The organism is Mesorhizobium sp. ES1-3 (assembly GCF_020164795.1).
Taxonomy (GTDB): Bacteria; Pseudomonadota; Alphaproteobacteria; order Rhizobiales; family Rhizobiaceae; genus Mesorhizobium.
In genome coordinates, this window is the sequence record NZ_JAIUGW010000016.1 from 98727 (window position 1) to 125481 (window position 26755).

A 26755-nucleotide genomic window follows, 5' to 3' on the forward strand; every position below is an offset into this window, starting at 1 on the left:
GAAGACTCTTTTAAAATAAGATATTTGATTAAGAGGAAGCCGGGAGAGGCGAGCGCTCGATGCCTGCAAGACGGATCATGCTGGATGTCCTGAAGGGCAAGACGGTGTTTCCTCCTCCGCTCTGGATGATGCGCCAGGCCGGGCGCTATCTGCCGGAATATCGTGAGACGCGAAGACGCGCCGGTTCGTTCCTCGATCTCTGCTACGACCCCGACCTTGCCGTCGAAGTGACGCTGCAGCCGATCGAGCGCTTCGGCTTCGACGCTTCGATCGTGTTCTCGGACATCCTTGTCGTTCCTCATGCGCTTGGCCGCGACGTTCGCTTCGAGGAAGGACGTGGGCCGCTGCTGACGCCGATTTCGACGGCGGAAATCGCGGCGCTGGGAAGCGAGATGTTTCACGTGAATCTCGAACCGGTCTACGAGACGCTTCGCCGGCTGCGGGCGAAACTGCCCGACGAGACGACGCTGATCGGCTTCTGCGGCGCGCCATGGACGGTGGCGACCTATATGATCGCCGGCCACGGTACGCCGGACCAGGCGCCGGCGCGGCTGTTCGCCTACCGCGAGCCGGCGGCGTTTCGACGGTTGCTGAAAGTGCTCGCCGATCATTCGGCTTCCTACCTGATCCGCCAGATCGAGGCCGGCGCGGATGTCGTGCAGATTTTCGATTCCTGGTCGGGCGTGCTCGACGATGCCTCGTTCGAACAGTTCTGCGTCGAGCCGGTGGCCGAGATCGTCAGACAAGTTCAGGCTGTCCATCCCGACGTGCCGATCATCGGTTTTCCCAAGGGCGCCGGAGCCCGCTACCAGAGCTATCGCGAGAAGACCGGCGTGACCGGGCTCGGCATCGACTGGACGGTGCCGCTCGAGACAGCGAAGGCCTTGCAGAGGCAAGGTGCCGTCCAGGGCAATCTCGATCCGTTGCGGCTGGTCGCCGGCGGCCAGGCGCTGGCCGACGGCGTCGGAGCGATCCTCGGGGCGTTGGGGGACGGGCCGCTGATCTTCAATCTCGGCCATGGCATCACGCCCGAGACGCCGGTGGCGCATGTCGAGGCGATGGTGAAACAGGTTCGGAGCGCGGCACGTTGATGATTGACACAGGCAACAGCACCGGGCAGGCGATGAAGCGGATGGTCGTCGGCATCGCTGTCCTGATCGTTCTCACCGCGCTTTTGTTCTTCTTCGCACCGGAAAGCTTCTATCCCTGGGCAAAGGCGATCCATATCCTCGCCGTCATCTCCTGGATGGCCGGCATGCTTTATCTGCCGCGGCTGCTTGTCTATCACGCCGACGCGGAGAAGGGTTCCGTTCAATCCGAGACGTTCAAGGTGATGGAGCGGCGTCTGCTGCGCGGCATCATCAATCCGGCGATGATCCTCACCTGGGTGTTCGGGCTGTGGCTGGCCTGGAAGGTCTTTGCGTTCCAGGGCGGCTGGCTGCATGCCAAGATCGGCCTGGTGCTGATTTTGTCTGGCGTTCACGGCTATCTGGCCGCCGCTGTGCGCAAATTCGCCGAGGACCGCAACGAAAAACCGGCAAGGCACTGGCGGATCGTCAACGAGATCCCCACATTGCTGATGATCGCAATCGTGATTCTGGTCGTCGTGAAGCCGTTCTGAGGCTTCATCGGACCCGCTCAAAAGGCGGCTTGCTCTTTCAGCCGACCGACGATACAAGACGGGTCTTCCTTCCCGTCATGCGCCGCCCGTCATTGCTTTCGGCCGCGCCCGGCATTTGTCGCATCCCGCCGATCTTTTCCCCCAAAGCCTACCCAGAGTCCGTCTAATGCAAGAAATGAAACTCACCGAGTTCAAGAACAAGAAGCCGCCAGAGCTGATCGCTTATGCCGAATCGCTCGAGGTCGAGAACGCCAGCGTCATGCGCAAGCAGGAACTGATGTTCGCGATCCTGAAGAAGCTCGCCGCCCAGGACATCGAAATCATCGGTGACGGTGTGGTCGAGGTGCTGCAGGACGGTTTCGGCTTCCTGCGCTCCGCCAATGCCAACTACCTGCCAGGTCCCGACGACATCTACATCTCGCCGTCGCAGATCCGGCGCTTTTCGCTGAAGACCGGCGATACGGTCGAAGGGCCGATCCGCAGTCCGAAGGAGGGCGAGCGCTATTTCGCGCTGCTCAAGGTCAACACGATCAATTTCGACGATCCCGAGAAGATCCGCCACAAGATCCACTTCGACAATCTGACGCCGCTCTATCCGACGTCGCGTCTGAAGATGGAGGTCGACAATCCGCCCAGCAAGGACATATCGCCTCGCGTGATCGACCTAGTGGCGCCGATCGGCAAGGGTCAGCGCGCCCTGATCAACGCCCAGCCGCGCACCGGCAAGACGGTGCTGCTGCAGAACATCGCGCACTCGATCACCGCCAATCATCCGGAATGCTATCTGATCGTGCTCCTGATCGACGAGCGTCCGGAGGAAGTGACCGACATGCAGCGTTCGGTCAAAGGCGAAGTGATCTCCTCGACCTTCGACGAGCCGGCGGTGCGCCACGTCCAGGTCGCCGAAATGGTCATCGAGAAGGCCAAGCGCCTGGTCGAGCACGGCCGTGACGTGGTGATCCTCCTGGATTCGATCACGCGCCTGGGCCGCGCCTACAACACCGTCGTGCCGTCATCCGGCAAGGTGCTGACCGGCGGTGTCGACGCCAACGCGCTGCAGCGCCCGAAGCGCTTCTTCGGCGCCGCCCGCAACATCGAGGAAGGCGGCTCGCTCACCATCATCGCCACCGCGTTGATCGACACCGGCAGCCGCATGGACGAAGTCATCTTCGAAGAGTTCAAGGGCACCGGCAACTGCGAAATCCAGCTCGACCGCAAGGTGGCCGACAAGCGCATCTATCCGGCGATCGACATCCTCAAGTCCGGCACCCGCAAGGAAGACCTGCTGGTGTCGCGTCAGGACCTACAGAAGATCTTCGTGCTGCGCCGCATCCTGGCGCCGATGGGAACCACCGACGCGATCGAGTTCCTGATCGACAAGCTGAAGCAGACCAAGACCAACGGCGACTTCTTCGATTCGATGAACACTTGATTGGCCGAGGGGCGGACTTCTGAAGGCGATGCCTCGCTGGGATTGATGGCAGAAGTCGGCGCTGCCCCTCATTGCCCTGCCGGGCATTTCTCCCCGTGAACGGGGAGAAAGCGGCAGCTGCAACCCTCGCTCCTTCTGTAACGACGACGACTGGCGAAATCGGCGATGACATCGTCCTTCTCCCCGTTCTACGGGGAGAAGATGGCGGTAGCCAGATGAGGGGCGGCGCCAGCGTTTGAAGTGGTGCACTCAAGGTACCGAATGCGGTTACGTGCTGATCAATTTCGCCGCAACAGCCCTTCCAGCTCATCGGGATCCGTGACCATCGGCAGGCAGACCTGGCCGGTGCACAGCCAGGCGCCGGGCTGGTTGGTCGGCGGCAGGATTCCGCCGGGTAGCAAGGGTCGTTTCGCCTCCGTACCGATCGGCACGACGATATCGACACGGCGCGGATCAGGGTTTCGATTAACCACCGGAACGAGCCTTTGATCTGCCTGGTCGTCGACGATGACCAGTTTCAGCGGTTCGATGGCAAGCGCGCAGGCATTGACGATGCCCGCCTGGCCATAGGCCTGGTGCGCGGCGCGGCCGGCGGCGTGCTCGGCGGTTTTCGACGCCCTCTCCTGCAAATCGAGATTGCCGGTGACCGAGGCGAGCCGGATCTGCGCCTCGATGATCTGGCTGGTGGCTGACGGAATGGCCTCGTCGACATCGCCTCGGATGCGGATCGGCACATCGGTGCTGTCCGAGGCGGTGAGAAAATAGCCGGCGCCTTGCGCGTCGGCGTGCCAATGGTCGAGCTGTTCGAGGAACCGGCCAGCCCGGTCGACATAGTTCCAATCGCCCGTGGCTTCGAACAGCGAGATCGCCGCATTGGTCATGGCGGCGTAGTCGCTCGACAGGGCGGGAAACAATTTCCTGGTGCCGAGCATGGAATGCGGCAAACGATCGTCGCGGCTGGCCTTGCTGATATGGGCAAAGGCCTTTGCCGCGGCCTCGATCCAATCCGGCCGTGCCAGCGAGCGGCCGGCCTCGGCGAGTGCTGCGATCATCAAGCCGTTCCAGTCGGTAAGGGTCTTTGCGTCCAGGCCTGGCCTGACCCGTTCTTCCCGGGCGGCGAGAAGCCTCGCCTTGAGCGGCACCAACCGTTCCCAGTCGTTCACGCCAAGCGCTTGTTGGGAGAGGGTTTGATGGATCACCGGCTTGCCTTCCCAACCGGGTGGGCTGGAAAGCGTGAAGTATTTGAAAAACAAGGCCGAATCATCGCCAAGGACGGATTCGATCTCTTCCCTGCTCCAGGTGTAGAACAGGCCCTCCTCGCCATCGCTGTCGGCGTCGAGGCTGGCGGCAAAGGCACCGCCATCGACGCGCATTTCGCGCAGCAGCCAGTCGACCGTGTCTTCGATTCGTATCCGGAACAAATCATTGCCGGTCGCCGCAAGGGCCCAATTGCAGAAGCGGATGAGCTGGGCGTTGTCGTAGAGCATCTTCTCGAAATGCGGCACCAGCCATTCGGCGTCCGTCGAGTAACGGCTGAGGCCGCCGCCGATGTGATCGTAGATGCCGCCGCTCAGCATCTGTTCGAGGCTGATGAGCACGTCGTCGCGATGCGCGGCATTGCCGTCGCGCAGCCACGATAGCCACAGCGTCTGCATGAACGGCGCGTTCGGGAATTTCGGCGCGCCGGCGAGGCCGCCGCGATCGCGGTCGATCATACCGCTGACGCGGCCGGCGAGGTCGGGCAGCGTATCGCGATCGAGAAGTGCCTTGGAATGGGTGGCCGAGAGCCGCGCCTCGACATGCGAGGTCAGGCCGTCGGCGCTCTGGTGCAGGCTCGCCCGCTTTTCGCGCCAGGCCTTGTCGACCGCTTCCATCACCTGGATGAAGCCCGGACGGCCATAGCGCGGCTCGCGCGGGAAATAGGTGCCGCCCCAGAACGGCTTGCCGTCCGGCGTCAGGAACATGGTCAGCGGCCAGCCGCCTTGCTCGCCCATCGAGGATAGTGCCGCCATGTAGATCTGGTCGATGTCGGGGCGCTCCTCGCGGTCGACCTTGATATTGACGAACAGACGGTTCATGACGGCGGCGACGCCGTCGTTCTCGAAGCTTTCATGGGCCATGACATGGCACCAGTGGCAGGCGGCGTAGCCGATGGAGAGCAGGATGGGCCTGTCCAGCGTCTTTGCTTCCTCGAGCGACACCGGCGACCATCCCCGCCAATGCACGGGATTGCCGCTGTGCTGCTGCAGATAGGGGCTGGCCTCTTCGGCAAGCAGGTTTTGCGCGGGCAATGTCACAATGGCCAACTTTCGGGCAGCTCGGGGTCGGTGATGGACGATAGCTAGGGCGGTTCGGTAGAGCGGGCAAATGATTTCAGGCGATTCGATCGTGGCGCTGTCGAGCGGCCGGCTTCCGGCTGGCGTCGCGGTGCTGCGGATATCCGGCCCCAGGACTCGATTCGTTCTCGAAACGATTGTCGGTGGCGTGGTTAAGGAGCGCGCGGCGGTTTTGCGCAAGTTGAAGGCACCAGATGGAACGGTGCTCGACACCGGGTTGGTCGTCTTCTTCCCCGGTCCAGCCAGCTTCACTGGTGAGGATGTCGCCGAGTTCCATGTTCACGGCGGCCGCGCCGTGGTGGCCAGGATGCTGGACACGATCGCCGGATTCGACGGCGTCAGGCATGCCGAACCGGGAGAATTCACGCGCCGCGCCTTTCTCAACGGCAAGGTCGACCTGGTCGAGACGGAGGCGCTGGCGGATCTCGTCAACGCCGAGACCGAAGCGCAGCGGCGTTTTGCTATCCAGAATGCCGGGGGCGCGCAGAGCGAGCTTTACCTCGGTTGGCGTCGGCGCCTGATCCATGCGCGAGCCATGGTCGAGGCCGAGATCGACTTTGCCGACGAGGATGATGTGCCAGGTTCTGTTTCGGACACGGTCTGGTCTGATGTACGGTCGATGATATCGGAGATTGACCGCCATATAGGGGGATTTCATGCCGCCGAGATCATCCGTGACGGTTTTGAAGTCGTCATCCTCGGTGCGCCCAACGCCGGCAAGTCCAGTCTGTTCAACACTTTGGCGCGGCGCGATGCGGCTATTGTAACGGATGAACCCGGCACCACCCGCGACCTGCTGGAGGTCGTGCTGGATCTCGAGGGCTTGCGTGTCAGACTGACCGACACGGCCGGTCTGCGGGAAGCGCCTGGGAAGGTCGAGGCGATCGGCATCGAGAAGGCGAAAGCCAAGGCGGATCGCGCCGATCTGGTGCTGCTGCTCGAGGACGCCGCCGACCCCAGGGACGCCGGCCCGCTGCCGATGACGACGCCGGCATTGCGCGTCGGAACCAAGCTCGACCTGCTTGGTAGGGTGTCGGCCCACGATGCTACCGGGCGTTACGAATTCGGCATATCGGTGGTCGACGGGACGGGCATGGATGGATTGCTGGCGGAGATCGGTCGCCGCGCTACCGAGGCAGCCGGCGATGCCGGCGATGTGCTGCCGTCGCGGCTGCGGCATGTCGAGTTGCTCGGGGATGCGAACCGGCATCTGCATGGCGCCGCCGATGAACGTATGCCCCAGGAATTGCGCGCCGAAGAGCTGCGTCTGGCGGCGGATCGTCTGGGGCGGATCGTGGGAGCGGTGGACGTCGAAGACTTGCTCGACGTGATCTTTTCCCAATTCTGCATCGGGAAATGACTCACGTGAAACATGCATGGTCGGTGGCAGAAGCTCCGGCTGACTCACGTGAAACATCGTGGGCCGTGATTCACGTGAAACGCGGCCAGAAGCAGGGTTTGGCTGTTTCACGTGAAACGTCGCGAGGAAGTTTTCTTGACACTCCCGCCTCGTGGGGACATGTGTCGCTCATCTTCTTTGAGTCCGGGACCAAAATAGAATGACCGATCACTATGATGTGGTTGTGGTGGGTGGCGGCCATGCCGGTTGTGAGGCGGCCAGCGCGTCAGCGCGCGGCGGCGCCACGACCGCGCTGGTGACGCTGCGTTTCGACACGATCGGCGTGATGTCGTGCAACCCGGCGATCGGCGGGCTCGGCAAGGGGCATCTCGTGCGCGAAATCGACGCCATGGATGGGCTGATGGGCCGGGTGGCGGATGCCGCCGGCATCCAGTTCCGTCTGCTTAATCGCCGCAAAGGGCCGGCGGTGCGCGGACCTCGTACGCAGGCCGACAGGAAACTCTATCGCCTTGCCATGCAGGAAGCGATTCGGCAGCAGAACGATCTCGACGTGATCGAGGGCGAAGTTCTCGATTTCGAGATCTCCGATGGGAAAATAGCCGCGGTTCTCCTGGCGGACGGCCGCCGGCTTGCCTGCGGCGCCGTGGTGCTGACCACAGGGACGTTCTTGCGCGGGCTCATTCACATCGGCGAGAAGAAGATTGTCGCCGGCCGGATGAACGAGAAGGCCAGCATGGGACTGTCGGCGACGATGGACCGCGCCGGCTTCAAGCTCGGGCGGCTCAAGACCGGCACGCCGCCGCGGCTGGACGGGCGAACCATCGACTGGGCTTCGCTGGAAAGCCAGGCGGCGGACGAAAATCCGGTACCGTTCTCGCTGCTGACCGACCGCATCGTGACGCCGCAGATCGATTGCGGCATTACGCGCACGACCGCGGCCACGCATGAGCTGATCCGCGCCAATCTTGGCCGCTCGGCCATGTATTCCGGCTCGATCGAAGGCGTTGGGCCGCGTTATTGCCCGTCGATCGAGGACAAGATCGTCAAGTTCGGTGACCGCGACGGACACCAGATATTTCTCGAACCGGAAGGGCTAGACGACCACACCGTCTATCCCAACGGCATTTCGACCTCGCTGCCGGAAGACGTTCAGCTCGACATCCTGAAGACCATTCCCGGGCTGGAGCGCGCCGTCATGCTGCAGCCGGGCTATGCCATCGAATATGATCATGTCGATCCGCGCGAACTGCATCAGACGCTGGAGACCAAGCGCGTTGCCGGGCTTTTTCTCGCCGGGCAGATCAACGGCACGACCGGCTATGAAGAGGCCGCCGGGCAGGGCCTGCTCGCCGGCCTCAATGCGGCGCGGCGCGCCGCGGGCGGGGAACAGGTCGTGCTCAGCCGCACCCAGGCCTATATCGGCGTGATGGTCGACGATTTGACCAGCCGCGGCATCAGCGAGCCGTACCGGATGTTCACTTCGCGGGCCGAATTCCGGCTGTCGCTGCGCGCCGACAATGCCGATGAGCGGCTGACCCCGCTGGCGCAGACGCTGGGGATCGCCTCGGCGCGGCGGATGCAACGTTTTGGCGATGTCACGCGGCGGCTCGACGAAGCGCGCCAGCTGGTGCTTTCGCTGACCATGACGCCGAACGAGGCGGCGCGGCACGGCCTCGAGATCAATCGCGATGGCGTGCGCCGGTCGGGCTTTGAGCTGCTCGCTTATCCCGGTGTCGACATTGCCTGGCTGGCCATGGTCGAACCGAAATTCCATGACATCGACGCCAAGACCGCGGAGCGCCTCGAAACGGAAGCGAAATATTCGGTTTATCTCGACCGCCAGAGCACGGATGTCGCGCAGATCCGGCACGAGGAGAGCCGGCTGATCCCGGAGGCCATCGACTTCGCCGGCGTGCCCGGGCTGTCCAACGAGCTGAAGCAGAAGATGCAGGCGCGGCGGCCGCGCTCCATCGCCGATGCGCAGCGCATGGAAGGCATGACGCCGGCGGCGCTGGCGGTCATCGTCGCGCATGTCCGTCATTGGGAAACCGCTGAAAAAGCCGAGCAAAGGGACGTTGCGTGAGGTCTTTCTCCCGCGAGAGCCTGCAGGACGCCGCCGGTCCGGTTTCACGTGAAACATTCGATCGCCTGGTAGCGTTCGAAGAGATGTTCCAGAAATGGAACCGCAGCATCAATCTCGTGGCGCAATCGACTTCCGGTGATGTCTGGCAACGCCACATCCTGGATAGCGCGCAGCTTGCGCGGATAGAGCCCGAAGCCGCACATTGGGTCGACATCGGATCGGGCGGCGGATTTCCCGGGCTTGTCATGGCGTTTCTGCTCGCCGAGCGCCCGGGAGCCAGCATCGATCTGGTCGAGAGCAACCGCAAGAAGGCCTCGTTCCTGCAGACCGTCATCGGTCAGTTCGGCTTGCCCGCGCGGGTCGTGGCGCGCCGCATCGAGGACAGCCATGTGCTTGTTTCGAAGCCGCAAATCGTCACGGCGCGGGCGCTGGCCCCGCTTTCGGTCCTGCTCGACCTGTCGGCGCCCTGGCTGGCCTCTGGCGCGCGGGCGCTGTTTCACAAAGGCCGGGATTACCGGGCCGAAGTGCAAGAAAGCGTTAACCGGTGGACCTTCGATCTGGTAGAACATCCAAGCGTGACCGACGCCAGCGGCGTCATCCTCGAATTGTCCAATGTGCGACCTGTCTGAACCGAGACAAGGTCTGATTATTCGGCGACCCAAAGATGAATTTCTGGCATAAACCCATGATGAAGAATGGCCCTCGAATCATCACCGTAGCCAACCAGAAGGGCGGTGTCGGCAAGACCACCACCGCCATCAACCTGGCCACCGCGCTGGCGGCAATCGGCGAAAAAGTGCTGATCGTCGACCTCGACCCGCAAGGCAATGCCAGCACCGGCCTCGGCATCGACCGCAAGGACCGGACGGTCTCGTCCTATGATGTGCTGACGGGCGAACTGGAACTCGAGGCGGCGGCCATTCCGACCGCCGTGCCCGGCCTGTCGATCGTGCCTTCGACGCTCGACCTGCTCGGCATCGAGATGGAGATCGCCTCGGCGCCGGACCGGGTGCTGCGGCTGCGCAACGCCTTGCGCGCCGCGGCCGACCGTTCGGCCAGCTTCGGTTATGTGCTGATCGATTGCCCGCCCTCGCTCAATCTTTTGACTTTGAATTCAATGGCGGCAGCCGATTCCGTTCTCGTCCCGCTGCAATGCGAGTTCTTCGCGCTGGAAGGCCTCAGCCAGCTGCTCGAAACGGTCGAGCAGGTGCGTCGCTCGATCAATCCGGATCTTACCATCCAGGGTATCGTGCTGACCATGTATGACGGCCGCAACAATCTCGCCAACCAGGTGGTGCAGGACGTGCGCGAGCATATGGGCGACAAGGTCTACGAGACCATCATTCCGCGCAATGTGCGGGTGTCGGAGGCGCCGTCCTATGGCAAGCCGGCCATCCTCTACGATCTGAAATGCTCCGGCAGCCAGGCCTATCTGCAACTGGCCTCCGAAGTGATCCGCCGCGAACGCAAATTGCGTGCCGCTTGATTAGATCGGCCGCATAATTAACAGCCGATTCGACGCCGAAACGATCTGAATAGACGTGGAATAAAGATGAGCGAAGATCTGTCGAGGAAAAGACTGGGACGCGGACTGGCGGCATTGATCGGCGAGATCGATCGCCCGGCCGCACCGGAAAAGCCCGGCATGAGCGCCGACGGCAAGGTGCCGATCGAGTTTCTCAGCCCAAACCCGAGAAATCCGCGCCGGCATTTTGGCGATGCCGAACTGACCGACCTCGCCCAGTCGATCCGCGAGCATGGTGTGGTGCAGCCGGTCGTGGCGCGGCCCTCGCCGACGCAGGCCGGCCGCTATGAGCTCATCGCCGGCGAGCGGCGCTGGCGCGCGGCGCAGCGTGCCGGGCTGACCGAGATCCCGGTCATCATCCGCGAAGTCAACGACCGCACGGCGCTGGAGCTGGCGATCATCGAGAACGTCCAGCGCGCCGACCTCAATCCGGTCGAAGAGGCACAGGGCTACCAGCAGCTCATCGACGACCATGGCTACACCCAGGCCGATCTCGGCCAGGTCATCGGCAAGAGCCGCAGCCATGTCGCCAACACGTTGAGATTGTTGAAGCTGCCCGACGTGATCCGCGACATGCTGGTCGACGGCGCGCTGTCGGCCGGCCATGCCCGCACGCTGGTCACGGCGGAGGATCCGGCCGGTCTCGCCAAGCGCATCGTCGAGGAGGGCCTTTCCGTGCGCCAGGCCGAGGCGCTGGCGCAGATGCCGGCCGGCACCAGTGCCAACGGCAGCAAACCTGCCGCGCCAGCCGTCGAAAAGGACGCCGATACGCTGGCCCTGGAAAAGCTGCTCACCGATACGACCGGCATGATCGTCACGGTAGACCACAAGGGCAAGGGCGGTGTGCTGCGGGTTGCGTATCGGAGCCTGGAACAACTGGACGAGCTGTGCCGGCGCTTGAAGCAGGATTAGAGCTTAGCCGGCAAATATTGCAGTTAATTTGAAGCGTTGGCGCCGCCCCTCATCCCCCTGCCGGGGGCAGGGTGCGAGGCCGGCGCCTGTCTTGCGGCGCCGGTGATTGGCGAAAGCAGCGATAAGAGCGTCCCTCGCCCCGTTTACGGGGAGAGGATGCCGGCAGGCAGGTGAGGGGCAGCGCCGACGGAACATCAGTTCGGCCGAGGGCGCGGGCCCTATTGAGATAGGCTGGCGGGACAGCGCCCCCCTCTGTCCTGCCGGACGTTCGTCGTTCGAAAAGCCAAGCAGTTGGCTTTCCGTCCGCTTCGCGGAGCACTCCTCAACCCCCGCAAGGGGGGAGATTGGCCAATTCTCTACCTCTGCGCCAGCCGCGCGCTTTCGACAGCGATCCCCAGTAGCGCCTGCCTGGCCAGCGCCACCGACAGGTCCGGCCGGCGCCGTGTCTGCAGGACGGCTGATTGCAGGCGGGTCAGCGCGCGGCCGAGCGCTTCGCTGTTCCAGCGCTCCAGCGTCTTCTCCACCAGCTTGCGGCGCGCGAAAAAGACCGGCGGACGCGCGGCGGCAACGACGGAAGCGGCGTTGCGGCCGCCTGAGTCCATCTGGCCGCGCATGACCTGGATCTGCTGTATCTGCCGCATCGCCGAGGACAGCACCAGGAAGGGCTGGCCGCCGCCCTGGCAGTGGCGCGTGAAGGCGGTGTCGAAGTCGCCGATCTTGCCTTCGAGTAGCGCGTCGACGGCGTCGTCGAAAGACGCGCCGGACACGTCACCCGACATGGCCCTCACGTCCTCCAACCCGATTTCCTTCTGGCCATGGGCGTAGAGGACGAGCTTTTCGATCTCGCCGCGCGAGGCCAGCCGGTCGCCGCCGAGATTGCGGCGCAGCGCCTGTCTCGCCTCCAGCGTCATCGACATGCCGGCCTTGCGCAGCTCGTCGTCGATGACCGTGTCGATGTCCCGGGCTTCATCGGCATAGCAGGGCAAGGCGATGGCATTGTCCGCGCCCTCGACCACGGCGCGCAGCCCGACGCCTTTCTTCAAGTCGCCGGCCTCGATCAGGATGATGGCATCGCGCGCAGGCTCCGCCGTCAGCGCCCTGACGTCGTCGGCCAGCGCCTTCTGGCCGCTGGCGTTGCGCACCCAGAGCAGCCGGCGATCGGAAAACATCGGCACGGTGCGGGCCTCGTCGAGCAGCCGGCCCTCATCGCGATCGACCTCCGAACCCTCGAGCCTGACCACCGAGAACGGATCGTCGAGCGGCAGGCCGGTCTTTCCGGCAAAGGCCTTTGCCCGCTCCGAGACGAGGCCGCGATCGGGGCCATAAAGCAGGACGATCGAGATGCGCGGATCAGGCTTCGCGAGCCAGGAATCGACCTCGAATGCTTTCTTCTGTGCCATGCAGGGTGGTTAGCATGCTGCGGGGATGGAGTGAACGTTTTCCAACTCGGGTTTCTCTCTCGGGAGGGGCTCCGATCGCGGACAGGGGAAAAGCGCGAGTTCGCCAACCTTGGCGCCCTTCCTCTCCCTCCGGAGGGGGGAGAGGTGGCGCTGCGAAGCAGCGGCGGAGTGGGGGAAGCCGGTCCTCAAATCCGCCGCCGCTGGCACTCATCACAGAACCTCAATCAGGCGAGGCGTCGTCCCGGTTCGAAGGAACGTCGCCCGAGCCAGTCGACCCCCACTCCGTCGAGCTTCGCTCGCCACCTCTCCCCCGATCGACGGGGGAGAGGAAGGGCGCCGAGCGTGGCGAACCCCAAGTCTTGCCACCCAATCGCCTTATCTGGCGACAAACACGGCGCAACCTTGCGCCAAATTGCGTGCCGCTGCTCAACATCGACAAGAAATTTCGCGGACATATCTTCATCCTGAGCGCGGGAGGCTGGGATCGGCCGGCGCGGCCGGAACCAATACCCGGATGACTTGCTTGGCGAATTCGCACTGGAGGCGCGGATGTGCAAATATCCGCACCCGGGCAACATTGGAGGAGTCGAGGTCATGGCCGATGCTGGGATGTTGCGGTTTCACGTTCCGGAGCCGGAAGTGCGGCCGGGCGGCACGCCTGATTTCTCCAACGTGACCATCGCCCAGGCCGGCTCGGTGCCGCGCCCCGACATCGATGTCGATCCGCGCACCATCCGCGACATGGCGTTTTCGATCATCCGCGTGCTGAACCGCAACGGCGAAGCCGTCGGGCCGTGGGCCGGGCTGCTTTCCAGCGAGGAGCTGCTGGAAGGCCTGCGCAACATGATGACGCTGCGCACCTTCGATGCGCGCATGCAGATGGCGCAGCGCCAGGGCAAGACCTCTTTCTACATGCAGCATCTGGGCGAAGAAGCGGTGAGCTGCGCCTTCCGCAAGGCGCTTGCCCCGGGCGACATGAACTTCCCGACCTATCGCCAGGCCGGGCTGCTGATCGCCGACGGCTATCCGATGGTCACGATGATGAACCAGATCTACTCCAACGAGGCCGATCCGCTGAAGGGCCGGCAGCTGCCGATCATGTATTCGTCGAAAGAGCACGGCTTCTTCTCGATATCGGGCAATCTGGCTACGCAGTACATCCAGGCGGTCGGCTGGGCGATGGCCTCGGCGATCTCGAACGATTCGCGCATCGCCGCAGCTTGGATCGGCGACGGCTCGACGGCGGAATCCGACTTCCATTCGGCGCTGGTGTTCGCCTCCACCTACAAGGCGCCGGTCGTGCTCAACGTCGTCAACAACCAATGGGCGATCTCGACTTTCCAGGGCATCGCGCGCGGCGGCTCGGGCACGTTCGCGGCGCGGGGTCTCGGCTTCGGCATCCCCTCGCTGCGCGTCGACGGCAATGACTATCTGGCGGTGCACGCCGTGGCCAAATGGGCGGCGACCAGGGCGCGCGACAATCTCGGGCCGACGCTGGTCGAATATGTCACCTATCGCGCCGGCGCCCATTCGAGTTCGGACGATCCTTCCGCCTACCGGCCCAAGACCGAGTCCGACGCCTGGCCGCTCGGCGATCCGGTCGTGCGGCTGAAGAACCATCTCATCAGGCTCGGCGTCTGGTCGGACGAGCGGCACGCGCAGGCCGAGGCGGAAATACTCGACACGGTGATCGCGGCGCAGAAGGAGGCGGAAAGCCACGGCACGCTGCATGCCGGCGGCAAGCCGTCGACGCGCGACATGTTCGAGGGCCTCTATGCCGAAATGCCGCCGCATCTCAGGCGCCAGCGCCAGCAGGCGGGAGTCTGAGCCATGCCAAGGCGGACCATGATCGAGGCCATTCGGGATGCCATGGACGTGTCGATGGAGCGCGACGACAAAGTCGTCGTGTACGGCGAGGATGTCGGCTTCTTCGGTGGCGTTTTTCGCGTCACCCACGGGCTGCAGGCCAAATACGGCAAGAGCCGCTGCTTCGACGCGCCGATCAACGAATCCGGCATTGTCGGCTCGGCCATCGGCATGGCCGCCTACGGCCTGAAGCCGTGCGTGGAGATTCAGTTTGCCGACTACATGTATCCGGCCTACGACCAGCTGACGCAGGAAGCCGCAAGGCTGCGCTACCGGTCGAACGGCGATTTCACCTGCCCGATCGTGGTGCGCATGCCGACCGGCGGCGGCATTTTCGGCGGCCAGACGCACAGCCAGAGCCCAGAAGCGCTGTTCACCCACGTGTCGGGCTTGAAGACGGTGGTGCCATCCAATCCGCATGACGCCAAGGGGCTTTTGATCGCGGCGATCGAGGATCCAGACCCGGTGATCTTCCTCGAGCCGAAGCGGCTCTACAACGGCCCGTTCGACGGCCATCACGACCGGCCGGTGACGCCGTGGTCGAAGCACGAGCTTGGCGAGGTCGCCGACGGCCACTATACCGTGCCGCTCGGCAAGGCGGCGATCCGTAGGGCAGGTTCCGCCGTCACTGTGCTCGCCTACGGCACCATGGTCTATGTCGCGCAGGCCGCGGCCGAGGAGACCGGCATCGATGCCGAGATCATCGACCTCAGGACGTTGCTGCCGCTCGACCTAGACACGATCGTGGCCTCGGTCAAGAAGACCGGGCGCTGCGTCGTCGTGCACGAGGCGACGCTGACCTCCGGGTTCGGCGCCGAACTCTCGGCGCTGGTGCAGGAAAACTGCTTCTACCATCTGGAGGCGCCAGTGGCCCGCGTCGCCGGCTGGGACACGCCCTATCCGCATGCGCAGGAGTGGGAGTATTTTCCGGGGCCGGCCCGGGTCGGCCGTGCGCTCATAGAAACATTGGAAGCTTAGAGTGGAGAGGCCTGAGATGGGCGAACACATCATCAAGCTGCCCGATGTCGGCGAAGGCGTCGCTGAGGCCGAACTCGTCGAATGGCATGTGAAGATCGGCGACATCGTGCGCGAGGACATGGTGCTTGCCGCTGTCATGACCGACAAGGCGACGGTCGAGATCCCGTCGCCCGTCGATGGCGAGATCCTGTGGCTCGGCGCCGAGATCGGCGACACGGTGGCGATCGGTTCGCCGATCGTGCGGCTGAAGGTGGCGGGCGCGGGCAATGTGAAAGCCGCCGACAAAGACGCGAAACCAACCGCCGAGGCTGAAGCGCCCGCCAAGCCGGCGAGCTCGAAACCCGAAACCGTACCGGCACCCCAGGCGGCAAAGCCCGCCGAGGCGCCGACAAAACCCGCACCATCGCCGGCCGCCGCCAAGACTGTCGCACGGTCCTCGGCCCGCGCCCCGCGCCCGGAAGGCGAAAAGCCGCTGGCCTCGCCGGCCGTCCGCTTGCGCGCGAAAGAGGCCGGCATCGATCTCAGGCAAGTCGCAGGCAGCGGCCCGGCCGGCCGCATCGGCCACGAAGACATCGAGGCCTTCCTGGCGCGCGGTCCGCAAGTGGCCAAGGCATCGGGTCTCGCCCGCAACGATGCGATCGAGGACATCAAACTGGTCGGCTTGCGGCGCAAGATCGCCGAGAAGATGATGCTGTCGAAATCGCGCATCCCGCACATCACCTACGTCGAGGAGATCGACGTGACGGCGCTCGAGGAATTGCGGGCCGCGCTCAACAAGGAAAAGCGTGTTGCCAAAGGGGGTGGGGAGAGGCCGAAGCTGACCTTGCTGCCGTTCCTGATGCGGGCGATGGTCAAGGCGATCGCGGACCAGCCCCAGCTCAATTCTTTGTTCGACGACGAGGCCGGCATCATCCACCAGCATGGCGGCGTCCATATCGGCATCGCCGCGCAGACGCCGTCGGGGCTGGTGGTGCCTGTCGTCAGGCATGCCGAGGCGCGCGACATCTGGGATTGCGGCGCCGAGGTCTTCAGGCTGGCCGAGGCGGCCAAGTCGGGCACCGCGACTCGTGACGAGCTGTCGGGCTCGACCATCACCATCACCTCGCTCGGCGCCATGGGCGGTGTGGCGACCACGCCGGTCATCAACCATCCGGAAGTGGCGATCATCGGCGTCAACAAGATGATGGTGCGGCCGCTATGGGACGGCACGCAGTTCATCCCGCGCAAGATGATGAACCTGTCGTCGAGCTTCGACCACCGGGTCATCGACGGCTGGGACGCGGCGGTGTTCATCCAGCGGATCAAGGCGCTGCTGGAAACGCCGGCGCTGATCTTCGTGGATTAGAGGGTATGAGAACGGTCGCAAAGTCCCCCTCACCCGGATTGCCAGCCGAATTGCAAAGGCAATTCGGGGCAATCCGACCTCTCCCCGAGGGGAGAGGAGGTTATCGACGCCTGTGCCAGTCTCTTCTCCCCAGCGGGGAGAAGGTGGCCGCGAAGCGGCCAGATGAGGGGGCCTCCATCAAAAAGAGCGTGCCATCGTGAAAGAAATCTCCTGCAAGCTGCTGGTCATCGGCGCCGGCCCGGGCGGGTATGTCTGCGCCATTCGTGCCGGGCAGCTCGGCGTCGATACGGTCATCGTCGAGGCCGGCAAGCCTGGCGGCACCTGCCTCAATGTCGGCTGTATCCCGTCCAAAGCGCTGATCCATGCGGCGGAGGAGTTCGAGAAGGTGTCCGATATGGCCGGAGGCAAGAACCCGCTCGGCATTTCGGTGACGGCGCCGGCGCTCGATCTGGCCAGGACCGTCGCCTGGAAGGACGGAATCGTCAGCCGGCTCAACAGTGGCGTCGCCGGCCTGCTGAAGAAGGCCGGGGTCAAGACGGTGCATGGCTGGGCGACCTTTCGCGACGGCAAGACCGTCGAGGTCGAGACCGAGACCGGAAGCCAGGTGATCCGGGCCGAGACGATCGTGATCGCCACCGGCTCGGCGCCGGTCGAGCTGCCGTTCCTGCCGTTCGGCGGACCGGTGATTTCGTCCACCGAGGCTCTGGCGCTGGGCGAAGTGCCGAAGAGGCTTGCTGTCGTCGGTGGCGGCTATATCGGCCTCGAGCTCGGCATGGCCTTCGCCAAGATGGGCGCCAAGGTTACCGTCGTCGAAGCCTTGCCGCGCGTGCTGGCGCAGTATGACGCCGAGTTGACCCGGCCGGTGGTCAAGCGGCTCGCAGCGCTCGGCGTCGAGGTGATGACAGGCGCCAAGGCCAAGGGACTGTCGACAAAAGGCGATGCGCTGCTGGTCGAGACGTCGGACGGCAAGAGCGGCAAGGTCGCCGTGGACAAGATCCTGGTGACGGTCGGCCGAAAGCCGGTGACCGAGGGCTGGGGTCTCGAGCAGATCGATCTCGACAGGGCGGGAAAGTTCATCAGGATCGACGACCAATGCCGGACCTCGATGCGCGGCGTCTTCGCCATCGGCGACGTCACCGGCGAGCCGATGCTGGCGCACCGGGCGATGGCACAAGGCGAGATGGTCGCCGAGATCGTCGCCGGCCACAAGCGCAGCTGGGACAAGCGCTCGATCCCCGCCGTCTGTTTCACCGATCCCGAGCTGGTGACGGCGGGGCTGTCGCCCGAGGAAGCCAAGGCCCGGGGCGAGATCAAGATCGGCCTGTTCCCCTTCGCCGCCAATGGCCGCGCCATGACGAAGCTCGGCGAGGACGGGTTCGTCCGCGTCGTGGCGCGTGCGGACAATCATCTGGTGCTCGGCATTCAGGCGGTCGGTCAGGGCGTGTCGGAGCTGTCGACGGCTTTTGGGCTGGCGCTGGAGATGGGCGCGCGGCTGGAGGACATCGCCGGCACCATCCATGCGCATCCGACGCAAGGCGAGGGGTTCCAGGAAGCGGCGCTGAAGGCGCTGGGGCACGCGTTGCATATTTGAGGTGTCCCGCCCCTTTCCTCTCCCTCCGGAGGGGGGAGAGGTGGCGCTGCGAAGCAGCGACGGAGTGGGGGAAGCCGGTCCTCAAATGCGCGGCCGCTGACAGCTCGCCACCAGCCTCAATCAACCAGGACGAGGCATCGCCCGGCTTGAAATAACACCGCCCGAGCCAGGTCGACCTCCACTCCGTCGAGCTTCGCTCGACACCTCTCCCCCGATCGACAGGGGAGAGGAAAGGCGCGAACCATCACCCCGCCAGCCGGCTAACCATCTCGTACTGGGCATAGGCGCGGCCGAAGCGGTTGGCCAGGAAGGCTTCGAGCGCGATATCCTCCTGCTTGACGAAGCCGGTCGCCGGCAGCGAGCCATCGGCCAGCATGTCGAGCACGGCGCAGATTCCGGAAGCCGTGGTGATCTGGATGGCGCTGCGCACCGTCTGGCCGACGCGCCGGGAATAGATCTTGTTGGCGTAGGTCTCCTGCAGCAGACGCCCGTTCTTGCGGCCGGAGACGGTGACGAAGACGATGACCACGTCCTGCAGCGTTGCCGGCAGGGCGCTTTCGAAAATGTCCTTCAGCACGTCGCGGCGGTGGCGCAGCCCAAGGTCGTTGAGCAGCGCCTTCATGATCGCGGCATGGCCGGGATAGCGGATGGTGCGGTAGTTCAGCGTGCGCACCTTGCCTTTCAGCGTCTCGGCCAAGGTGCCCAGCCCACCCGAGGTGTTGAAGGCTTCGTAGGTGACGCCGTCGAGCGAGAATTCCTCGCGCTCCTCCAGAGGCGGCACTTCGACCAGTTCGCCCTCGACGATCGCCTCGCAAGGCTCGCAATACTCGTTGATGACGCCGTCGGTGCTCCAGGTCAAATTGTAGTTCAGCGCGTTGGACGGGTATTGCGGCAGCGCGCCGACGCGCATGCGCACGCTTTCCAGCGTGTCGAAGCGGCTGGCGAGGTCGTTGGCGACGATCGAGATGAAGCCCGGCGCCAGCCCGCATTGCGGGATGAAGGCGCTCTTGGCGGAGCGTGCCAGCTCCTTGACGCGTCTGGTCGAGACGACATCCTCGGTGAGATCGAGATAATGCACGCCGGCGCTGGCGGCCGCCTCGGCGATGCGCGTGGTGAGGTGGAAGGGGGCGGCGCTCAGCACGGCGAACTTGCCGGCGAGCGCGGCTTCAAGCGCGCCAACCGCCGCGATGTCGAGTTCGAGCGTCTCGACGCCGTCAGGCACCTCGGCGGCAGTGAGCTGCGCGGCCGAGCGGTCGACGAGGGTGACGTGGTAGTCGCCCGTTTCAGCGAGCATTTCGGCGATGGTCGAGCCGATCTTGCCGGCCCCGACGATAACGATGTTATTCATGGTCAAATACTCCTGCCATCTGCGTTTGCCGGAATCATCGCAGCTTGCCTGGCGAAAGGAAGCGTGGAATTCTGCAAAGTGAACCCTATCTTTTGTCGATTTGCCGAATGGATTCGTCGAAATGCTCAGTGACGCCGAACAGGCCCTGCTTTCCCTGCTGCGCGCCAACGCGCGCGCCTCGACGGCCGAACTGGCGAGGCAGCTCGGCGTGTCGCGCACGACGGTGCAAAGCCGGATCGAGCGGCTGGAGCAGCGCGGCATCATCACGGGTTATGGCGTCAGACTGGCGCCGGACTACGAGCAGGGGCTGGTCAGGGCGCATGTGCTGCTCACCGTCACGCCCAAGCTCGCCGACAAAGTGGTGCGCGCGCTGCAGGCGCTGCCGCCCGTGCGGACGCTGCACTCCGTCAGCGGCAATTTCGACATGATCGTCATCGTCGACGCGCCGTCCATCCGCGACCTTGACGCGCTGCTCGACCGGATCGGCGCCATGGACGGGGTCGAACGAACCGCGTCATCGATCATCCTGTCGACGCGGATCGACCGGTGACGTAACAGCGATCTCCCCCCTTGCGGGGGAGATGGCCGTTATGCCGGCTCTCGCCAGTTTCTGAAGTCAATCCATTGCCAGCGGAAAACTCACCGCCACGGCCAGCCCAGGCTTACAATCCTCGAGTGTGATGGTCGCGCCGTGCAGGTCTGCGATGGCCCGGACGAGGCTGAGGCCGAGACCGCTGCCTGGCGTCGATCGGCTGTGGTCCAGCCGGTAGAGCCGCTGAAACACTTTTTCGCGCTCGCCGGCGGGAATGCCGGGTCCGTTGTCGGCGACGCAGGCAAGGACGCGGTCGCCCTGACGCGTCACCGACAGTTTGATCGAGGTGCCGGGCGGGCAATGGCGCAGCGTGTTCTCCACCAGATTGGCGACCATCTGCGTCAACAGTTCGCGGTCACCATGGATCCGGCCGGTCGTCTCCTCCAGCCGCGGCGGTGACAGCGACTTGCCATCGTCCTCGGCCACGTCGGTGTAGATTTCGGCGATGGTCCGCAGGATCTCGCCGAGATCGACATCGGTGAAGCGCGCCTTGCGCGCGCCGGCCTCGATCTGCGCGATCCGCAGCAGCGCATCGAAGGTCTCGTTGATCTGGTGGCCCTCCATGCGCGCGTCGGCCAGATCGTCGGAAACGTCCTGGTGCCGCGCGGCCTTGTCGGCGGCGCCCTCCAGGATCATCTGCAGGCGGTTGAGCGGCGTCTTCAAATCGTGCGCGATGTCGGCGCTGACCTGTTTCATGCCTTCGACCAGCGCCGACAGGCGGTCGAGCGCGGCGTTGACCTGGCTGGAGACGATGTCGATGTCGTCGCCCTTGCCGGTCAGCGGGATGCGGGTATCCAGCCTGCCGTGCGAAACGTCTACCATCGTGGCGGCGATGCCGTCGAGACGGCGCTGGACGCGCGAGGCGAGCAGGGCGCCACCGGTGACGGCCAGGCCGGTGATGATCAGGGTCGCCCAGCCGAAGCTCATCAGCATGATCGCCTCCAGCTCCTTCGTCTCGGAGAGGCTGAAGGCGATGGTCAGTGTGTTGGCGCCGAGCGAACCGGAATAGGCGCGGTATTCGGTCCCCGCGGGCAGGCCGGGCATTTCGGCGCCGAACATCGAAAAGCCTTCGGGAAGTCCCGCGGCGGTGAAGTTGCCGGCCAGGCGGTTGCCGGCTGGGTCGGTCAGCGAAAACAGCTGCTCCTTCTTCGGGCTCCGCAAGGAGTGGCTCTCAATGGTCTCCACCAGCTCCTTGGGATCGGTGTCGGTATAGGTTGAGGCGATGACGGCGTAGGTTTCCTTGACGGTGTCGTCGAGCTGCTCGGCAAGATCGGCGCTCATCATCTGGTAGACGATGGCGCCCGCCAGGATGAAGGCCAGCATGAACAGGAAGGCGAACGTCAGGGCAAGCCGGAACGGCGTGCTGCGCGGCAGGCGGGCCCACGTTCCTGTCATGGTGCGAGCGGCGCGTGCAGGCTGTAGCCGGTGTTGCGGATGGTGTGGATGAGCTGGGTGTCGAACGGCTTGTCGACCTTGGCCCGCAGCCGGCTGATATGGGTCTCGACGACGCTGGTCTTGGGATCGAAATGAAAATCCCAGACGCGTTCCAGAAGCATGGTGCGGGTGATGACGCGGCCCTCGCCGCGCATCAGCACCTCGAGCAGGCTGAACTCCCTCGGCTGCAAGTCGATCGGCTGGCCCCGCCTGACCACCCGCCGCATGATCAGGTCCATCTCGAGGTCCGCAACCCGCAGGACCGTCCTTTGCTCCTGCGCGGCCGGCCGCCGGCCAAGCGCGTTGATGCGGGCAAGCAGTTCGGAAAAGGCGAAGGGCTTGACCAGATAGTCGTCACCGCCGGCCTCGAGCCCCTCGACGCGATCGTCGATGCCGCCGACGGAGGTGAGGAAGATCGCTGGTGTGCGCACGCCCGCGGCGCGGACAGCCTTGACCATGGACAGGCCGTCGAGACCGGGGATCATCCGGTCGGCGACGATCACGTCGTAGCCGCCGCTGGTCGCCGCGAAAAGCCCGTCATGGCCGTTGCGCAGGAGGTCGCAGACATGGCCGGCCTCGGTCAGGCCTCGCATGATATAGTCCGCCGTCCTGTGGTCGTCCTCGACAAGAAGTAGGCGCATCGCTGTTCCGGTTGAGTTCCGATATCCGGGACAGGCTATCACCGGCGCGGGTTGGTTCCTAGGATGGCATCAGGCCGCGGGAAATTCGGAGCGCCTCCCATCTTCGTCATCCTCGGGTCCGCGCTGCGTCACTACGCTCCTTGCTCCGCCCGTGGATGACGAAGCGACGGATGTTTCAGCCAATCGGCAAGGGATGTGCCGCCTCAACGCAAGCGACCGCCGAAACTTCGGTGCCGGCTCAATCCGACTCCAGCAGCATGTCGTCGAGCTCATCGGCCTTCTTCCTGAGCGTCATGTAGAGAACCAGGGCGATGATGCAGCCGAGGAAGATCAGGCTGGTGAAGGTGGTGCCGAAACCGAGACCGCCATATTCGAGGGGCTGCGACAGCCAATCGCCGAAGGAGGCGCCGAGCGGCCGCGTCAGGATATAGGCGAGCCAGAAGGCCAGGATGCCGTCAAGATTGATGAGGTAGTAGGCCAGCGCGATGAGCGCGATCACGCCGCCGAACAGCAATCCGGTGGAGAGATAGCCCATGTCGAAACTCTCGGCGACAAGGTCGCCGGCGGCGGTGCCGAGCGAGAAGGTGAACAGGATCGCCAGCCAGTAGAAGATTTCGCGCCTGGTGGTGAAGATGGTGTGGATCGACAGCGTCCGCTCGGTGGCGTACCAGACCGCGAATGTCGCCGCGAGCACCACCGAGAAGGCAATCGTGGTGGTCTGCAGGCGCACGCCGAAACTGTCGACGAGGTTGTCGGTAACCAGGGTGCCGACGACGCTTATCAGCACCACCGCCAGCCAATAGGCCCAGGGCACGTAACGCTTTTGCGCGAACTGCAGGACAAGCGCGACGACCAGGACGCCGGTCATGATCAGCGAGGTGACGGTTAGCCCGAGACCGAGGTTGACGGCGAGATAGTCGGCCGCCGTTTCGCCCATGGTCACCGCCATCAGCTTGATCAGCCAGAAATCGAGAGTGACTTCGGGAACCCGGTTTTGGCTTGGTGCGGCGGGGAGCGTGTTGGGCGCGAGCATGGCTGATGTCCCGATGTCGATTGTTGCGGCGGCGATCCGGACAATAGGCAGGCGACTTCACTCCAGCCTGTCCGGTGGCATACAAATTCGTAAGGATGGCTCTGCCTGGCGCAAAAGGCCTTTACGAACGCCTCGCGGTGCGCTGATAGAGGGTGAGCGCCTTGTATCCGCCATCAATGGCGCGCCCCAGTGGCCGGGCTCGCACAGAGCGCCCAGGAAAACACCAATGAGCTACGCCTCCCTCAAGCCGGTTTCGAAGGCTTTCGTCCAGCGCAAGCGGCTGATTTTCATCCGCGTCGCGGCGGCGCTGGCGGTACTGCTCCTGTTCCTGACCAAACCGGCGCTCAGCGAAGGCTCGAACGGCCATGAGACGCTCGAATTCCTCGGCTTCTGCCTGGTGCTCGCCTGCGTCGCCGGCCGGCTGTGGAGCATCCTCTATGTCGGCGGCAAGAAGAATGAGGAGCTGGTTTCGACCGGGCCGTTCTCGATGAGCCAGAACCCGCTCTATTTCTTCTCGACGGTCGGCGCGGTCGGTATCGGCCTGCTCTATGGCTCGCTGGTGGCGGCTGCCGCCCTCGGCCTTGCCAGCTTCCTGATCTTTCGCGTCACGGCGCGCAAGGAAGCCGAATATCTCCTGGGCAAGTTCGGCCCGGCCTATTCCACCTATATCAAGGCGACGCCCCGGTTCTGGCCGAACCCACTGCTCTACCGCGACAATGACGAGCTGCAGTTCTCGACGCGCGCGTTGAAGCGCACCTTCTATGACGGGCTCTATTTCCTCGCCATCTTCCCGATCATCGAACTCGTCGAGTATTTCCGGGAAAGCGGCCTGCTGCCGACGTTCTTCACGCTCTACTGAGCGGCCGGCACGGCGAATTGCGCGGATGACGAAGGCGCGATGTCAGGCGCCTAGCGGATAGGGCATGTAGCCGATGAAGCCGGCTATCTTCCAGCTCGCCCCAACCTTCCTGCAGAAATACAGCGTCTGCCATTTCAGCCGGTCGACGCTGCCATCCGCCTTGGCGACGGAGCCGTCGAACTTCTTGTGCAGCACGGCGCGGTCGCCGTCGACATCGATGTCACGCAGATTGGTGACGCGAAACAGCGCCTCGCGCAGCGGCTCGGCGAATTTGGTCGCCGCCGTCTCCTTGGCCTGGCGCAACCACTCGTCGCGATAGATTTCCAGCTTGGGGAATTGCAGCCGCCAGGCGTCGGCGTTGGCCAGGAAATGCGCGTGCATGCCGAAGAAGCTTTCGACGACGAAGTCGTTCTCGACCATGGACCAGTCCTGGCCGATGAAGGCGTCGATGTCGCGCCGCACCAGCATCTCCCACAGCGCGTGGCGGTCGGCGTCGCCGGAAGGGAACGGGTTCTTGTCGAAGGTCATCGTCGGCGTCTCCGGTCTCGCCAGGGGTCTGTCCGTCGTGGCGTCGAGCCCGTCCGGCAAGCGCACGATGCAAGCGCTTCTGTAATAAAGCAACATGGATTTCGAAGACTGTTGCTTTCCAACTAGGCCTCTATCGGGATCGCCCCGATCGAGGTAAATCTCCTCCCAAAGCGGGCGCCTCGGTGCCCTGCCGTGTCATCGGAGGAGGCCGTCCCTTGCCCAAGCAGACTTTTGGAACATCCCATGTGCCGCTGTCGCCCGCCGTGCGGGCCGGCGATTTCGTCTTTGTCTCGGGCCAGGTTCCGGTCGGCGGCGACGGGATCGTGGTCAAGGGCGGCATCACGGAACAGACCGAGCAGGTGCTCGCCAATGTGAAGGCCGCACTGGCGCTCGCCGGCTGCACGATGGACGACGTGGTCAAGACCACCGTCTGGCTGGAGGACGCGCGCGACTTCGGCGGCTTCAACGCGGTCTATGCCAGGCACTTCCCGAAAAATCCGCCGGCGCGCACCACGGTCGAATCGCGGCTGATGATCGACATCAAGATCGAAGTCGAGGCCGTCGCGTACAGACCGGCCTGAAAGGCGACGTAATAAGGCGGAGGCACCTCCATGCAATTCGACCTCCTGCTGAAGGGCGGAAGGCTGATCGATCCGGCGTCCGGCATCGACGCGCCGCGCGATGTCGCCATCGCCAATGGCCGCGTCGCCGCTGTCGACGCCGACATCCCCGCGAACAGCGCCGCGCAGGTCGTCGACGCGACCGGCTGCATCGTCGCGCCCGGTCTCGTCGACCTGCACAGCCACGTCTATTGGGGCGGCACCTCGCTCGGCGTCGATGCCGACAGGCTCGCCGCCAAGAGCGGCACCACCACCTTCATCGATGCCGGCAGTGCCGGCGCGGGCAATTTCCTCGGCTTCCGCCGTCATGTCATGGAGCGCTCCAAGGTGCGCATCCTGGCCTATGTCAACATTTCCTTTGCCGCTTTTCGGCTTCTCGCGGACGGTGTCGGTCGGCGAGTGCGGCGATCTCCGGCTTTGCGAACCGCGCGAGGTGGTGGCGGCGGTGCGCGAGCACGCCGACGTGGTCGTCGGCGTCAAGGTCCGCTCCGGCAAGCATGCCGGCGGCACCAGCGGCATCGCGCCGGTGGATCTGGCGCTGGAGGCCGCCGACAAGGCCGGCCTGCCGCTGATGGCGCACATAGACGAGCCGCCGCCCGGCCGCTCCGAAGTGCTGCCGCGCCTGCGCCGGGGCGACATCCTCACCCATTGCTTCCGGCCGTTCCCCAACGCGCCGGTCTTCGCCTCCGGCATGGTGCGGCCCGACATGCGGCTGGCGCGCGAGCGCGGCGTCATCTTCGATCTCGGCCACGGCATGGGCTCATTCGACTTCGACGTCGCTCGCGCCATGCTCGCCGAAGGGTTGGCGCCCGATGTCATCTCGAGCGACGTGCATCTCTACTGCGTCGACGGGCCGGCCTTCGACATACTGGTCTGCATGTCCAAGCTGATGGCGCTCGGCATGCCGCTGGTCGAGGTTTTGCGTGCCGCGACGCAAGCGCCGGCGCAGGCGATCGCGCGGCCCGATCTCGGCACGCTGGCCGTCGGCACGGTGGGTGATGTCGCCGTGCTGCGGCAGCGTCCGGGCCGCTTCACCTTCGTCGACGCGGTCGGCGCGTCGCTGGTCGCCGACCAGCGGCTGATCTCGGAAGGCATCGTCATCGGCGGCACCTGGTGCCCGAACGAAGCGGCGAACGATGTCAGCGAGACCGAACGTTTCGAAGCGCATGCCGCACATACCCATGTCGACGTGGCGGCCCGGCATTTTGGGCATCGGCATGATTAGCCGATCTCCCCCCTCGTGGGGGAGAT

General features: G+C 64.6%; 22 protein-coding genes and 1 pseudogene. 16 read left to right on the plus strand and 7 right to left on the minus strand.

From position 1 onward, the window contains the following. Positions 1 to 59 precede the first annotated feature (59 nt). From hemE to rho, 3 genes are all read left to right on the plus strand, one after another. Positions 60 to 1091 carry a uroporphyrinogen decarboxylase gene (hemE, locus tag LB536_RS21195; RefSeq protein WP_224596017.1) on the plus strand — a complete coding sequence of 344 codons (1032 nt, stop codon included), beginning with the start codon at positions 60 to 62 and terminating at the stop codon, positions 1089 to 1091. Then, on the plus strand, positions 1091 to 1621 hold the full coding sequence (hemJ, locus tag LB536_RS21200; RefSeq protein ID WP_140762307.1) for a protoporphyrinogen oxidase HemJ: 531 nt from the start codon (positions 1091 to 1093) through the stop codon (positions 1619 to 1621). The genes hemE and hemJ overlap by 1 nt, the downstream gene beginning before the upstream one ends. Before the next feature lie 166 nt (positions 1622 to 1787). Continuing rightward, entirely contained in the window at positions 1788 to 3053 is a 1266-nt protein-coding gene (rho, locus tag LB536_RS21205; protein ID WP_027145740.1) for a transcription termination factor Rho, read from the plus strand. A 278-nt stretch (positions 3054 to 3331) separates the two neighbouring features. Here the strand turns inward: rho and LB536_RS21210 are convergent, their stop codons facing one another. Beyond that, entirely contained in the window at positions 3332 to 5350 is a 2019-nt protein-coding gene (locus LB536_RS21210) for a thioredoxin domain-containing protein (RefSeq protein WP_224596042.1), read from the minus strand. A gap of 70 nt (positions 5351 to 5420) precedes the next feature. Between LB536_RS21210 and mnmE the strand changes: the two genes are divergently transcribed. From mnmE to LB536_RS21235, 5 genes are all read left to right on the plus strand, one after another. Continuing rightward, a complete protein-coding gene (mnmE, locus tag LB536_RS21215) occupies positions 5421 to 6749 on the plus strand; it encodes a tRNA uridine-5-carboxymethylaminomethyl(34) synthesis GTPase MnmE (RefSeq protein WP_224596018.1) in 1329 nt (442 codons plus the stop codon). A gap of 199 nt (positions 6750 to 6948) precedes the next feature. Then, positions 6949 to 8832: a tRNA uridine-5-carboxymethylaminomethyl(34) synthesis enzyme MnmG gene (gene mnmG, locus LB536_RS21220; protein WP_224596019.1), complete on the plus strand. Its 1884-nt coding sequence runs from the start codon at positions 6949 to 6951 to the stop codon at positions 8830 to 8832. Next, a complete protein-coding gene (gene rsmG, locus LB536_RS21225) occupies positions 8829 to 9461 on the plus strand; it encodes a 16S rRNA (guanine(527)-N(7))-methyltransferase RsmG (protein ID WP_140813686.1) in 633 nt (210 codons plus the stop codon). Before mnmG ends, rsmG begins: the two co-directional genes overlap by 4 nt. A 56-nt stretch (positions 9462 to 9517) precedes the next feature. After that, positions 9518 to 10318 (plus strand): ParA family protein, encoded by an 801-nt coding sequence (locus LB536_RS21230; protein WP_224596020.1) that lies wholly within the window; start codon positions 9518 to 9520, stop codon positions 10316 to 10318. A 66-nt stretch (positions 10319 to 10384) separates the two neighbouring features. Continuing rightward, a complete protein-coding gene (locus LB536_RS21235; protein WP_224596021.1) occupies positions 10385 to 11269 on the plus strand; it encodes a ParB/RepB/Spo0J family partition protein in 885 nt (294 codons plus the stop codon). A gap of 356 nt (positions 11270 to 11625) precedes the next feature. On the opposite strand, the gene holA is transcribed toward LB536_RS21235, so the two are convergent. Next, on the minus strand, positions 11626 to 12669 hold the full coding sequence (gene holA, locus LB536_RS21240; protein WP_224596023.1) for a DNA polymerase III subunit delta: 1044 nt from the start codon (positions 12667 to 12669) through the stop codon (positions 11626 to 11628). A gap of 594 nt (positions 12670 to 13263) precedes the next feature. Here holA and LB536_RS21245 point away from each other — a divergent pair. The 4 genes from LB536_RS21245 to lpdA all read left to right on the plus strand — a co-directional run bounded on the left by LB536_RS21245 (position 13264) and on the right by lpdA (position 18449). Beyond that, positions 13264 to 14496 carry a 3-methyl-2-oxobutanoate dehydrogenase (2-methylpropanoyl-transferring) subunit alpha gene (locus tag LB536_RS21245; RefSeq protein ID WP_224596025.1) on the plus strand — a complete coding sequence of 411 codons (1233 nt, stop codon included), beginning with the start codon at positions 13264 to 13266 and terminating at the stop codon, positions 14494 to 14496. Between the two features lie 3 nt (positions 14497 to 14499). Further along, positions 14500 to 15513 (plus strand): alpha-ketoacid dehydrogenase subunit beta, encoded by a 1014-nt coding sequence (locus LB536_RS21250; RefSeq protein ID WP_224596027.1) that lies wholly within the window; start codon positions 14500 to 14502, stop codon positions 15511 to 15513. Between the two features lie 16 nt (positions 15514 to 15529). Continuing rightward, on the plus strand, positions 15530 to 16858 hold the full coding sequence (locus LB536_RS21255) for a dihydrolipoamide acetyltransferase family protein (RefSeq protein ID WP_224596028.1): 1329 nt from the start codon (positions 15530 to 15532) through the stop codon (positions 16856 to 16858). Positions 16859 to 17054: 196 nt separating this feature from the next. Next, on the plus strand, positions 17055 to 18449 hold the full coding sequence (lpdA, locus tag LB536_RS21260; RefSeq protein WP_224596031.1) for a dihydrolipoyl dehydrogenase: 1395 nt from the start codon (positions 17055 to 17057) through the stop codon (positions 18447 to 18449). 244 nt (positions 18450 to 18693) lie between these two features. Here the strand turns inward: lpdA and LB536_RS21265 are convergent, their stop codons facing one another. Continuing rightward, a complete protein-coding gene (locus tag LB536_RS21265) occupies positions 18694 to 19797 on the minus strand; it encodes a saccharopine dehydrogenase family protein (protein ID WP_224596033.1) in 1104 nt (367 codons plus the stop codon). A gap of 121 nt (positions 19798 to 19918) precedes the next feature. On the opposite strand from LB536_RS21265, the gene LB536_RS21270 reads away from it, so the two are divergent. After that, on the plus strand, positions 19919 to 20347 hold the full coding sequence (locus LB536_RS21270) for an Lrp/AsnC family transcriptional regulator (protein WP_224596035.1): 429 nt from the start codon (positions 19919 to 19921) through the stop codon (positions 20345 to 20347). A gap of 66 nt (positions 20348 to 20413) precedes the next feature. Here the strand turns inward: LB536_RS21270 and LB536_RS21275 are convergent, their stop codons facing one another. The 3 genes from LB536_RS21275 to LB536_RS21285 form a co-directional block, all read right to left on the minus strand. Beyond that, positions 20414 to 21784: a sensor histidine kinase gene (locus LB536_RS21275; RefSeq protein WP_140762344.1), complete on the minus strand. Its 1371-nt coding sequence runs from the start codon at positions 21782 to 21784 to the stop codon at positions 20414 to 20416. Beyond that, positions 21781 to 22464: a winged helix-turn-helix domain-containing protein gene (locus LB536_RS21280; RefSeq protein WP_140762347.1), complete on the minus strand. Its 684-nt coding sequence runs from the start codon at positions 22462 to 22464 to the stop codon at positions 21781 to 21783. The genes LB536_RS21275 and LB536_RS21280 overlap by 4 nt, the downstream gene beginning before the upstream one ends. 238 nt (positions 22465 to 22702) lie before the next feature. Beyond that, positions 22703 to 23497 carry a hypothetical protein gene (locus LB536_RS21285; RefSeq protein ID WP_224596037.1) on the minus strand — a complete coding sequence of 265 codons (795 nt, stop codon included), beginning with the start codon at positions 23495 to 23497 and terminating at the stop codon, positions 22703 to 22705. A gap of 226 nt (positions 23498 to 23723) precedes the next feature. Here LB536_RS21285 and LB536_RS21290 point away from each other — a divergent pair, with 226 nt between their 5' ends. Then, entirely contained in the window at positions 23724 to 24356 is a 633-nt protein-coding gene (locus LB536_RS21290; RefSeq protein WP_224596038.1) for a methyltransferase family protein, read from the plus strand. A 42-nt stretch (positions 24357 to 24398) separates the two neighbouring features. Here LB536_RS21290 and LB536_RS21295 read toward each other — a convergent pair whose 3' ends face one another. Next, the gene (locus tag LB536_RS21295) at positions 24399 to 24884 is read right to left on the minus strand and encodes a hypothetical protein (protein WP_224596039.1); all 486 of its coding nucleotides are present in this window, start codon (positions 24882 to 24884) and stop codon (positions 24399 to 24401) included. A gap of 215 nt (positions 24885 to 25099) precedes the next feature. Between LB536_RS21295 and LB536_RS21300 the strand changes: the two genes are divergently transcribed. Both LB536_RS21300 and LB536_RS21305 read left to right on the plus strand, forming a co-directional pair. Next, positions 25100 to 25465: a RidA family protein gene (locus LB536_RS21300; protein ID WP_140813467.1), complete on the plus strand. Its 366-nt coding sequence runs from the start codon at positions 25100 to 25102 to the stop codon at positions 25463 to 25465. Between the two features lie 30 nt (positions 25466 to 25495). Beyond that, positions 25496 to 26729 (plus strand): annotated as a pseudogene (locus tag LB536_RS21305) (amidohydrolase/deacetylase family metallohydrolase). Positions 26730 to 26755: the final 26 nt, after the last annotated feature.

Bases quoted from the DNA above. Each gene is read 5' to 3' on its own strand.
- LB536_RS21235 (WP_224596021.1), top strand. From the start codon at position 10,385: ATGAGCGAAGATCTGTCGAGGAAAAGACTGGGACGCGGACTGGCGGCA.
- LB536_RS21275 (WP_140762344.1), bottom strand. From the start codon at position 21,784: ATGACAGGAACGTGGGCCCGCCTGCCGCGCAGCACGCCGTTCCGGCTT.
- LB536_RS21245 (WP_224596025.1), top strand. From the start codon at position 13,264: ATGGCCGATGCTGGGATGTTGCGGTTTCACGTTCCGGAGCCGGAAGTG.
- hemJ (WP_140762307.1), top strand. From the start codon at position 1,091: ATGATTGACACAGGCAACAGCACCGGGCAGGCGATGAAGCGGATGGTC.
- LB536_RS21290 (WP_224596038.1), top strand. From the start codon at position 23,724: ATGAGCTACGCCTCCCTCAAGCCGGTTTCGAAGGCTTTCGTCCAGCGC.
- mnmG (WP_224596019.1), top strand. From the start codon at position 6,949: ATGACCGATCACTATGATGTGGTTGTGGTGGGTGGCGGCCATGCCGGT.
- LB536_RS21280 (WP_140762347.1), bottom strand. From the start codon at position 22,464: ATGCGCCTACTTCTTGTCGAGGACGACCACAGGACGGCGGACTATATC.
- LB536_RS21250 (WP_224596027.1), top strand. From the start codon at position 14,500: ATGCCAAGGCGGACCATGATCGAGGCCATTCGGGATGCCATGGACGTG.
- LB536_RS21295 (WP_224596039.1), bottom strand. From the start codon at position 24,884: ATGACCTTCGACAAGAACCCGTTCCCTTCCGGCGACGCCGACCGCCAC.
- LB536_RS21285 (WP_224596037.1), bottom strand. From the start codon at position 23,497: ATGCTCGCGCCCAACACGCTCCCCGCCGCACCAAGCCAAAACCGGGTT.
- rho (WP_027145740.1), top strand. From the start codon at position 1,788: ATGCAAGAAATGAAACTCACCGAGTTCAAGAACAAGAAGCCGCCAGAG.
- LB536_RS21230 (WP_224596020.1), top strand. From the start codon at position 9,518: ATGATGAAGAATGGCCCTCGAATCATCACCGTAGCCAACCAGAAGGGC.
- holA (WP_224596023.1), bottom strand. From the start codon at position 12,669: ATGGCACAGAAGAAAGCATTCGAGGTCGATTCCTGGCTCGCGAAGCCT.
- mnmE (WP_224596018.1), top strand. From the start codon at position 5,421: ATGATTTCAGGCGATTCGATCGTGGCGCTGTCGAGCGGCCGGCTTCCG.
- LB536_RS21255 (WP_224596028.1), top strand. From the start codon at position 15,530: ATGGGCGAACACATCATCAAGCTGCCCGATGTCGGCGAAGGCGTCGCT.
- LB536_RS21270 (WP_224596035.1), top strand. From the start codon at position 19,919: ATGCTCAGTGACGCCGAACAGGCCCTGCTTTCCCTGCTGCGCGCCAAC.
- LB536_RS21265 (WP_224596033.1), bottom strand. From the start codon at position 19,797: ATGAATAACATCGTTATCGTCGGGGCCGGCAAGATCGGCTCGACCATC.
- hemE (WP_224596017.1), top strand. From the start codon at position 60: ATGCCTGCAAGACGGATCATGCTGGATGTCCTGAAGGGCAAGACGGTG.